Source organism: Moorena sp. SIO2C4, from assembly GCF_010672485.1.
Classification (GTDB): domain Bacteria; phylum Cyanobacteriota; class Cyanobacteriia; order Cyanobacteriales; family Coleofasciculaceae; genus Moorena; species Moorena producens.
In genome coordinates this window covers 1-10088 of record NZ_JAAHGN010000153.1, presented here as the reverse complement: position 1 = coordinate 10088, position 10088 = coordinate 1, and the positions used below count along the sequence as shown (strand labels likewise).

The following is a 10088-nucleotide window of genomic DNA, read 5'->3' as shown; positions in this document are numbered from 1 at the left end:
TCAGACTCAAGGGAAATTTCAACTGGATCAGGGATTGATGGGTAAATGTCGCGCCGCTGCTGAGTCAACGTTTATCTACAAACAGCGATCAACCTCTAACCTAATGAGAGCCTTAGAGGCTGATGAACAAGTTATTCTGGCCGAAAACAAGGTTAGCCAAGATGGTTGGATTGCGATCAACTTCCCCATTAGTGGATTTGTCCAAGCCCAAAATCTCAAGTTCTGTCCGCCGGGGATAGGAGGAGTAACCCCTACTCAAACACTATCTCTCTGCCGCCAAGCTGCTAAGTCAATGTTTATCTACAAACAGCCATCAATCGAACCAATCAGAACCTTAGAGCCTAATGAAGAAGTTATTCTGGCCGAAAACAAGGTTAGGAAAAATGGTTGGATCGCGATCAACTCCCCCGTTCCTGGATTTGTCCGAGCCAAAGATCTAAAGTTCTGTCAGGACAGAGTAATAGTACGCTCTAATCCAACACCATCTCTCTGTCGCGAAGTTATATATAAAGGTAATGATGGTATAGCTGTCCGTAGAGGACCGAATATTAACTCTTCTCGACTAGGTCTTGTCTCCTATGGAGTGGAAGTACAACTGATCAACGGTTCCCGTCAAGACCAATTTCGCAAGGACTCCCAAGGGCGCGAGTGGGCAAGAATAACTTATCCTGTTAATGGATGGATGTCTAACGGGTTTCCTGCTACGGGTGATCAGAATCTTGTGGTTTGTTCCAATTAGCCCACCAGAAAACACATAACTAGCAAGTTGTTAATTACTTATCATAGGACTTTTATTTATACTAAGTCAGCCTGATGTAACAAGGCACCAACTAAGCCAGCCATAGCAGTAATTCCTATAGCAATCATTGGGTGTTGACCTTGGCTGACAGCAAAAGAGGTGACAATCCCGGCACCCAAAGCAGCAGTCACAGCAGCACCCAAAAGATCTTTATTGGTATTTTTGTTGTACATAAACGTGTTAGCCAGAAATTAAGTTAACCAGAAATTTAACTTTTTTGATGGTGTTAAAAGTTAGTTTCATCACCCTATCATTCTGGATTCTGGCATTAAAGCTAGATCGGCAATATTGCAATCAAGATTAATATTTAGCTATTTTTCTTAACAAAAACAATACTTGTTAAGTATTGAGTGTTGAGTGTTGCTCGAAACTATTAGTTTATTTTTTTGACATTACCTGCTTTAACCCAACCTTTTTGGTCACTACCAGGCAAGCGTACTCTCTGCCATCGCTTATCATCACTGTATCCGAGGATGATCAGGGTCTGATTGTAGCCAATACCACCTATGCGTTGAGCGTTCAGGCTAGGGGAGTCCCGAAGAATCAACCCCTGTGGCCAGGTAACACTGGCTCGATAAGCACCCGGTTCCAGTTTTGGTAAAGGACTAGGACTAGGAATGGGTTTGGGAGTAGTTGCTGGTTTAGACTGCCCAGATGAACTGGTCGGTTGAGCTTTTGGTGATGGTGACTTCTTGGGTCGCTCCTCAGCAAAAACTGGTTTTTCAGGCTCAACTGCTAGTTTAGTAAAGAAGTAATAAACTGTACCAACAGCAGCACCTGCTAAGATGCCAATGCCGAGAATAAAACCAATGATAAACTGAGCTATCTTGGAAAGATTCATGGGAAAGTATTCAAAGATAAAGGTTGAACGCGATCGCGTGACCGAAAGGTCAAGGTTGAAAGGTTGAAGGTTAACAGGTTGAACGCTGAAGGTTGGAGGTTGTTAGGTTGAAAGGTTGAAGGTTAACAGGTTGAACGCGACGCGCGTGCCTATTGGCCAAGGTTGAACGCGACGCGCGTGCCTATTGGCCAAGGTTAACAGGTTGAACGCGATCGCGTGACCGAAAGGTCAAGGTTAACAGGTTAAAGGTTGAACGCGACGCGCGTGCCTATTGGCCAAGGTTAACAGGTTGTTAGGGTGTTCTAGCAAAAGTTCATGATATAATTTACAATTAATCTAGTTTCAATTAATCTAAATAATCTATAGGGTTTCTGATACTTATTAGGTCAAGTCAATTTTATTAGCGCTACTCCCTACTCCCTACTCCCTACTCCCTACTCCCTACTCCCTACTCCCTACTCCCTACTCCCATTAACCCAGGATGAAGTAGCTCACCCAATTGAGAACTACTACTATATATGATTACTTACTGGAGTTGGCGCTGAATGCGATCATTTAAGGGGCTATTGCGAGAAGCCATGCGAGCTTTTCCGGCAGCTGCCCAATCCTGTAAGAATTGGATTTGCTCTTGGGCTGTGCGTGCTAAGGGGATAATTTGGCTAGCGGCTTCGAGAATATCATCTGTGGTGAAGTCTCGGTTTTGGCTAAAGCCGATGTGCATGGCTTCGATCAGGGTCTGCTCAATTTCTGCCCCAGAAAAATCAGGGGTTTCGTAGGCTAATCGGTCTAAAGCGTAACTATTAAGATTATGAGGTCGCAGCCGGGATAGGTGTAGGTCAAAAATAGCACGACGTTCTTCCTGGTTGGGCAAACCAACAAAAAAGATTTCGTCAAATCGACCCTTACGAAGCATTTCTGGGGGTAAGGCTTGGATATTGTTGGCAGTAGCGACCACAAACACTGGGGATTTTTTCTCAGCTAACCAGCTAATAAAGGTACCAAAGACACGACTGGTTGTGCCAGCATCCCCTTTAGAGGATAAACCAGAGAAGGCTTTGTCAATTTCATCAATCCAGAGGATGCAGGGCGCGAGAGCTTCGGCTAGCTGAATCATCTGCCTAGTACGGGATTCTGATTCCCCTACTAAGCCACCAAATAGACGACCGACATCTAAACGTAGCAGGGGTAGGTGCCAGTGGTTTGCGATCGCTTTTGCAGTTAAGGATTTCCCAGTTCCTTGAATCCCCGCTAATAGTAATCCTCGAGGATGAGGTAACCCGTATTGTCGCGCCTGTTCTGTAAATGCTCCACCCCGTCGCAGTAGCCAGTCTTTAAGGTTGTCTAAGCCACCGATGTCGGAAATTTTTTCTTGGGTTGGGTAGAACTCTAGGATCTGGGTTTGCCTAATGGATTGACGCTTTTCTTCTAAAATTAGTTCCACATCTGAAGGTTGGATGGCATTATTAGAGGCAATCCCACGAGCTAGGACCCGACGAATCCTTTCTAAGGAAAGACCAAGAGCCGACCGCACCAGCTCATCAATGATTTTTTCAGTTAGGGTTTGTCCGGTTGCCCCCAACAAACGTTTCACCTCAGCTTTAATTTCCGATGCGGTTGGTAAGGGGAATTCGAGCACTGTCAGGACTTCGGTTAAATCCGAGGGAACCGACACTTGGGGGGTAACGATAACTATATTCTTAGGCTGGGATTTGAGGGTACGTGCCAGATTTCTGAGTTTACGAGCAACTGATACATCTTCTAAGAATCGGTGAAAATCTCTTAATACAAAGATGGCAGCAGCACTTTCGCCAATTCTATCTACAAATTCTAAGGCTTGTAAGGGGTTGCGGCGTCCAAAGCCGATATCATTAGGGTTTCCCTGGTAACCATCTACAAAATCCCAGATATAGACACCACGATTACCCAAACGTTTAGCTGATTGCTTGATCGCTGTTTCTACTCGCTCTTCTTCTAGAGTGGGAATATATAACAAAGGATAGCGAGCACGTAGCAGAAGCTCAAACTCGTCATTGAAATTCATATAGCAAAGGGAACAGGGAACAGGGAATAGGGAACAGGGAGCAGGGAGTAGCGATGCAGCGCGGTCTTGGGGAGGCAGCGCGGTCTTGGGGGTCCCCCGGAGACGAAACCTTAGACAGTTGAGCCTTTATGGTTGGTAGGTTATGCAAAAAAGGGTTAAAACTTATTGATTAAGGCGAGCCTGTCTTACGGTAACTTCAAACCATGAGCGACTGCCGTGGTTCCCCCCATGAGCGACTGCATCAAGACGGGAATATAGCGTCAAAAATTATGACAATTCCTACACGGATTTTTATATAAGAGCCAATTACTCAAACAATAAATACTATAAAAAAATAATTAAACTTTGAACATAGCATTTTTATTTCCAAGAAACTTGGATAACGGCTCTGCTGCTAGTAACTCTCTGACCGATTTCCCCTTCAGCATTATACTACCAGGCAACTCACTATCCAGGAAGTTTTCTCTTCAGGGATTCTAGAGCGCCCCAACGTTGATCCCGTAGTTGATCCCGTAACTGTGCTTCACTGTTATCGTTAATCTGGATACCTATACATTCTTGGTCACACAGCTGCCGTGGCGGAATTGCCAGACATAGTTGTTCGTATAACCAAGTGTCTGGATAAAAATACCCCTGAGCTGGAAGGGTTTCTTGTAAATCATCCCACGTTATCTCCTCCTCTAGGGATTCATCCGAGAGTTGGTCAGCTGAGGAAGCTAACCAAACTAATTCGGATGTATCGATGCTTAGGCGGTGGTTGTACTGTTTTAAGCAGCGGTGACAAGTCAAGGTAATGATCGTTTCTGCTTGAGCACAGACCTCCAGGTAATTGCCTTGATGAGCCACTTGCACTTGACCTCGAACTGGGGTCAGTGTCGGTAAATCCACCAAGAATTGATTGACCGGAGTTACTTCTCTTTGCTCTGGTAATTTGAGCAACTCAGGAATATATATAGCCTCCATAATGCTTATCCTTTGCAGTTGACTGTTAAGCGTTGATGGTTAACCTTGAGCTTCTCAAACACTCATAGGACTTACCCATTTGCCCCCTAAATCCCCCGAGCGAGCAATCCCTCGCTCGGGGGACTTTGACATCATTACCCCCCAATATTGGGGGGCTAGGGGGGCTAAATCCACTTAAGCGCGTAAGTCCTGACTCAGCAAAAAGCGACCATTTATAGACTTAAATTGTTATATAGAGTTAATGCATTATGTTAGTCAGGTGGTGGGAATAATCCCAAGTACAATCAGCCGTGAGAGGGTGAAAATCCTGAATCTGTCAATACCTGCGACGCACCACCAGTCGTCGGTCTGGCTCTTGCCCTCGACTCAGAGTTTCTAGATCCTCAAAAGCCTTGAATAGGGTATGGACTTGACGCCGCTATGCTGCAGATAGGGATTTCAATTCAAATTCTTTCCCGGTCTGACGGACTTTCATCGCAGCGTGTTCAGCGATCGCTTGAAGTTCCACTTGCCGTCTGGCTCGATAGCTATCTATATCGATGACGTAAACGGCTTGTTCCTGCTCATCATGACCCAAGTTAAGGAGGGAATTTGCTAAGTACTGGATAGAATCGATAACTTCCCCTTCCCGACCAATTAAAGTTTGAGTGTCTTTCGAGGTCAGTTGACTATTATCGATTGTCAACCAGTAGCTGGGTCGCTCTCCTAGAGGAGCTTCACCATCAGCTACCTCTATACTGGCGGGCAATCGAGATAATCGCAGGAGTTCTTCTAACCACTCTTTACCACGCTCCTGATGTTGATTTATCATACTAACTTGATGCTAACTTGATGCCTTTTTCTTTGAACGCTTGGGCTCAAAAGGTAATGCCTCTCGACCCTCTCCAGACTTAGCTGCTTGTCTTTTTGCCTCTTTTTCCTGCTGCTCAACTATTTCTTGCAAATTCTCTGGCAGAGGTTCTCTCGATAGAATGAAAGTCTGGATAGTTTGAAATATATTAGCTACAACAATATACATCAATACCCCAGCTGGCAGGGGAAAGAATAAGAACATGCCAGAAAACAATACTGGAGTAATCTGATTCACTGCCTTTTGCTGGTCACCGGCTTGCCCGGAACCTGCACCTGAACCAGACAACAGCTGGTTGACGTACAAACTGATCCCAAAGAAGAGAATCATCCCTACGATATCCCAGTGGATAGTGCCATCGTCATCAAAAGCACCCACTCTTCCTAAAGCATCAATAAATAGAAAGCCTTTGTTTGCAGCTATTCCCGGTAAGGTTCCCTGAAGCTTTACCTCTCCAGGCATCAGGGCTTCTAGTGTACCGTCCTCAAGAATACGTAAGCGGTCCTCTCCGTTGACTATTTGCCAAGTGGGACTGATATCGGTTTCTGGATGCTGAGCAATTAGTTGGTTTAAGGGTTGACCTTCAACAGTTTGAAACTCTACTCTGGTTTTTTCCCCAACTACCAGCTTATTTCCTGCCGGAAGTAGGGCGATGACTGGTTCATGTAAGCCATCGGTAATGTAAATATTTTGGGGTTTGGTGGTAAAGACTTTAGGCTGGATATATTCCAGCTGTTCTTGGGGAAAAATTTGTAAGTTGACGTCGTAGTTAATGTTTGCAAAAGGTGATCCCCGCAAGGTCGCAAATAGGGCAAACAGAACCGGCATTTGTACCAACAGTGGCAAACAACCGGCTAGGGGGTTGCCAAACTTTTGGAACAGCTTACTCATTTCTTCCTGCTGTTTAGCCGGGTCATCCTTGTAGCGCTCTTTTATTGCTTCTTGCTCCTTCTTCATCAGGGGTTGGGTGACTTTCATGCGCCTCATGTTGCGAATGGAGCCAGCATTAAGAGGGAAGAGGGCAAAGCGAATTACCAGGGTCAAGGCTATTATGGCTAAACCATAGCTAGGCACAATCCCGTAAAAGAAATCCAGGATTGGCAGCATGATGTTGTTGGAGATAAATCCGATACCAAAGTCCATTCGTTTGACGTTAACCTAGGCGCTATTGTAAAGTTTTCTGTGTCTAATGTAACTAATCTCCGTCCCTATGCGGTTCGGGTTTCCGACATTTATCAGGTAGATCTAATTACATCAAGCAGTTTAGCCGATTTAGGTGGCCAGATGTAGGAAAGGGAAGACTAGATCAGGGCAAGTGACCGATGTCAAGGTTTTCTTTTCAATGTTCTGTCTACATCATTTTGATGGCACTAACCGCTTTGCCTGTTTTGTCTGCTGCTCGTTCGGCAATGTAGTCGTAAATTTCTCTAAAGCGGGGTATTGCCCGCATTTCCAAACGGCTACCATCTTTTAGGGTAACGACAATATCTCCCCAAGTTCCTATACCACGGGGAACTGTGGCAATCTTTGAAACTTCAGAATAGATCACATCTGAGCGATCGCGTCCCCGCCAACCCCCAGTTATTGATATCCGGCGGCTGGTAATCCGATACCGTAGCCATAGAGCCCGGACAATAGCAGCTACGGTTAGAGGTATGAATATAATCGTAAATGCCAACAATATGCTAATGATCAGATCTCCCCGGTGAGGACCACCCTCATAAAATACATCTTCTCTAATGCCCATCCAACACCTCTGCTTTTACCAACAACTTTTCTAATTCTCTCAAAAGTTGTGCATATTCGCACTCTCTGGCTTCTGGTTTTACTATAAATACTAGTTTCCAACCGGGGGATAGGCGTGGTAATAATTGCCTGAGGGCGGATCGAATTTGCCGCTTAATCCGATTTCTAACAACTGCTTTCTTACTGACTTTTTGGCTGATGGAGATGCCAAGACGAGAGGGAGGGGGATTGTCTGGTAGGGATTTTTCTGGCGCAATGGTTTCTTTGGCAATCGGGGCAATAGTACTCTGTTGTAAACCCCGTAATGTTAGGTAACGCCCTGAACGACGAATACCCCAGCGATAAACTGTCTTAAAATCTCGCCAGTGCTTAAGTCGATTGGCTTGAGGCAATCCCAATACTTAACTTTAATCCTTGATTTTGTCAATTCCTTGAGCAGGATAAAGGCAGAAGAGCCACGGGAAATGGCTGTTTCTTAACCTTTTACCTTTCACTTGCAGCAGGTCGGCATCAATGCTTAGATGACTAGACCGAGAGACGACGCCGTCCCTTGCTTCTGCGAGCTCTAATCACATTGCGACCATCTTTGGTGCGCATCCGGGCACGAAAACCGGATTTTCTTTTTTGCTTACGGTTGGTCCCGCCTAGAGTGCGTTGAGTCATGGGTTTGCTGGAGGAATACTATGTACGAATACTATAAAGGATTGATTGCCAACTATAGCTGATTGTTGATCATACCATGTCAAGGGGTGATCTATCAAGGCAATCTATCAGCTATCAGTTATCAGCTATCAGCTATCAGCTATCAGCTATCAGCTATCAGCTATCAGCTATCAGCTATCAGCTATCAGTTATCAGTTTATGAGTTAGGTCACAGCGTCGAAGCGTCACAGCGTCGAAGCATCACAGCGTCGAAGCCTGTGCCACTGACCACTGATGGCTGACGGCTGATGGCTGATGGCTGATAACTGATAGCTGACCGCTGAATGCTTACACCCCTTCAGATGGTTTAGTCCTGGAATGCTGTATTAGGGGATGGCTCCTCTGTGGAAACCACGTTGAGTAAATTCCGAAGACCTTGATTCCACTTTTCTAGTTTTAAATAGTCGGTCATTTCAATTTCCTCAATTAAGGAGTTAAGGGATTCATCAAGATTAGCTAGCTCTAGGATTTCTGCCATCCGATTTGCATCTAATTCAGACAAAAACGGAAGAGCTATTAGCTGGCGATATTCTTCTGATAACTTACTATTTTTTTGGTTAATTATACTCATTATTTTCAACTTAACTTTTTTTCATTTGTAAATAAATATTTATTAGTAATTTATTATTTAATAAATAAAAATATTTTAAAAAATATATATTAATTATTTAATTAATAAAGGAAGATTGGGGCAATCAATGAAGGAATTACCCCAAGCGGTTTCCGCACCATAATTAGCTATAGTTAATCATAATATTTTGTTTACTGATTATGCTTCTTAAGCTCAAAAAATATTTTGCGCAAACGCTTTAGGGCACGATTACCTCGCTGTCTGGCAGACGCCTCAGTAATATCTTCTCCCTTAGAAGCTAGATGGTTTACTACTTGTTTCCAAGATAAGCCTTTTATGTGCCGTAACACGATTAGCTTGTTGTCCTTTGGCTCTAACTTTTGAAGAGCTAGCTCCAACAGCTTGAAGTTTTCCTCCTCAGAGTTTTCTGAGTCGAGACTATTGCTGTCTTCTAGTGCTATTTGATGTTCTTTAAAATTAGCATCCCATGACTTTTCTTTTTTTTGTTTATTTTTTTGTTTCCTGCTCATTTCACGGATGACATTGAATGAAGTCCTCCTGATCCAGGCTCTAGGTTTTTCAATCTCTTCGCCAGATTCTAGCAGTTTTATTCCCCGTAAATAGGTTTCAGTAATCACCTCGTATATTTGGTAATCCGGTAAATTAAATTGGCGTAGTTTGGACTTTATTCCGTTGATAAATGAAGTATTATCCCAAGTTTGCTTTACGCAGGCTATAATCAAAAAAACAAAAAGTTTTTGCCCAGAGCAAATTTGAGAATTTTTTACAATCAGCCTATAATAAATTGATAAAGATTTTTTTTTGGATAAAGGTTGAAACGCTTGGTCAAAATTTTCCTTCATTTATTATATATCCTCGAATAATTATGTCTGGTTTAGTGTTTTGATCATTTTTTGCAATAGGAGTGTAAATTCGCATAATCGATATCCGTATCAATGTTCCTCTATATATATGTGCAGAACTGTCAGAAAGTGTGACACCCTCTCGGGAAAATTTCCAAAAAAACAGGGTGCTTTAATTTTGAAGAGCAGCACCTCTAGAGCAATGAGCCAGTCAATGTCACAGAATCCTTGAACAGGCACATTAATATATAGCCTGGTGATCAGACTCTAAAGCTGCTAGTAGCGATTGAAAGAACATGCGTACTAATTTTGCGCAAAAATTCTTTGGGCAGGACTTACGCGGTTAAGTTGATATAGCCCCCCTAGCCCCCCAATTTTGGGGGGTAATGATGTCAAAGTCCCCCGAGCGAGGGATTGCTCGCTCGGGGGATTTAGGGGGCAAATGCGTAAGTCCTGTTGGGGTAGGAATTCTACTCTGAGTGAAAGCCTGCTGGATAGTTTGTAGCGTCTAGGCAGGCACTCAAGAGGAAATCGTGGCTATTTAACCAGTCGTCTCTAAGTGTTCAATCACTATGTTAAAGAATCAACAGAAAAAACCAAGTAAGTACAACTTCCCAGTTTGGCAAATTTCCTTACCGCTCTGTGGAGTCCTGATCTGCGCCATCGGAGCTATCACCACAGTCTATATGATCAACGGTCGCTATCTTTTTCA

13 protein-coding genes and 1 pseudogene are annotated in these 10088 nt (G+C 43.8%); 2 read left to right on the top strand and 12 right to left on the bottom strand.

Translation table 11 applies throughout. The features are described from left to right. Positions 1-739 (top strand): SH3 domain-containing protein (locus tag F6K20_RS10990; protein WP_287294660.1); only part of this gene is annotated, 739 nt, incomplete at its 5' end. A 56-nt stretch (positions 740-795) separates the two neighbouring features. Here the strand turns inward: F6K20_RS10990 and F6K20_RS10985 are convergent. The 10 genes and pseudogenes from F6K20_RS10985 to rpmH form a co-directional block, all read right to left on the bottom strand. After that, positions 796-972, bottom strand: coding sequence for a hypothetical protein (locus F6K20_RS10985; protein WP_009148761.1), 177 nt, complete (start codon positions 970-972; stop codon positions 796-798). 200 nt (positions 973-1172) lie between these two features. Further along, positions 1173-1640: an SH3 domain-containing protein gene (locus tag F6K20_RS10980; RefSeq protein WP_009148763.1), complete on the bottom strand. Its 468-nt coding sequence runs from the start codon at positions 1638-1640 to the stop codon at positions 1173-1175. Positions 1641-2166: 526 nt separating this feature from the next. After that, positions 2167-3681 (bottom strand): Ycf46 family AAA ATPase, encoded by a 1515-nt coding sequence (locus tag F6K20_RS10975; RefSeq protein ID WP_009148765.1) that lies wholly within the window; start codon positions 3679-3681, stop codon positions 2167-2169. Positions 3682-4128: 447 nt separating this feature from the next. Next, positions 4129-4644 (bottom strand): YceD family protein, encoded by a 516-nt coding sequence (locus tag F6K20_RS10970; RefSeq protein ID WP_287249885.1) that lies wholly within the window; start codon positions 4642-4644, stop codon positions 4129-4131. 316 nt (positions 4645-4960) lie between these two features. Next, positions 4961-5050 (bottom strand): annotated as a pseudogene (locus F6K20_RS39900) (R3H domain-containing nucleic acid-binding protein); the annotation flags it as partial. Positions 5051-5062: 12 nt separating this feature from the next. Then, entirely contained in the window at positions 5063-5455 is a 393-nt protein-coding gene (locus F6K20_RS10965) for an RNA-binding protein (RefSeq protein WP_353736748.1), read from the bottom strand. Positions 5456-5467: 12 nt separating this feature from the next. After that, positions 5468-6637 (bottom strand): membrane protein insertase YidC, encoded by a 1170-nt coding sequence (gene yidC, locus F6K20_RS10960; protein ID WP_009148772.1) that lies wholly within the window; start codon positions 6635-6637, stop codon positions 5468-5470. Between the two features lie 208 nt (positions 6638-6845). Then, a complete protein-coding gene (locus F6K20_RS10955) occupies positions 6846-7241 on the bottom strand; it encodes a PH domain-containing protein (protein ID WP_009148774.1) in 396 nt (131 codons plus the stop codon). Next, positions 7231-7638: a ribonuclease P protein component gene (gene rnpA, locus F6K20_RS10950; RefSeq protein ID WP_009148776.1), complete on the bottom strand. Its 408-nt coding sequence runs from the start codon at positions 7636-7638 to the stop codon at positions 7231-7233. Before rnpA ends, F6K20_RS10955 begins: the two co-directional genes overlap by 11 nt. A 127-nt stretch (positions 7639-7765) precedes the next feature. Further along, the gene (rpmH, locus tag F6K20_RS10945; protein ID WP_044494288.1) at positions 7766-7903 is read right to left on the bottom strand and encodes a 50S ribosomal protein L34; all 138 of its coding nucleotides are present in this window, start codon (positions 7901-7903) and stop codon (positions 7766-7768) included. Between the two features lie 62 nt (positions 7904-7965). On the opposite strand from rpmH, the gene F6K20_RS10940 reads away from it, so the two are divergent. Continuing rightward, positions 7966-8184 carry a hypothetical protein gene (locus tag F6K20_RS10940; protein ID WP_009148778.1) on the top strand — a complete coding sequence of 73 codons (219 nt, stop codon included), beginning with the start codon at positions 7966-7968 and terminating at the stop codon, positions 8182-8184. A gap of 65 nt (positions 8185-8249) precedes the next feature. Here the strand turns inward: F6K20_RS10940 and F6K20_RS10935 are convergent, their stop codons facing one another. Further along, positions 8250-8513 carry a hypothetical protein gene (locus F6K20_RS10935; protein ID WP_009148780.1) on the bottom strand — a complete coding sequence of 88 codons (264 nt, stop codon included), beginning with the start codon at positions 8511-8513 and terminating at the stop codon, positions 8250-8252. A 191-nt stretch (positions 8514-8704) separates the two neighbouring features. Then, a complete protein-coding gene (locus tag F6K20_RS10930) occupies positions 8705-9376 on the bottom strand; it encodes a sigma-70 family RNA polymerase sigma factor (protein WP_009148782.1) in 672 nt (223 codons plus the stop codon). Positions 9377-10088: the final 712 nt, after the last annotated feature.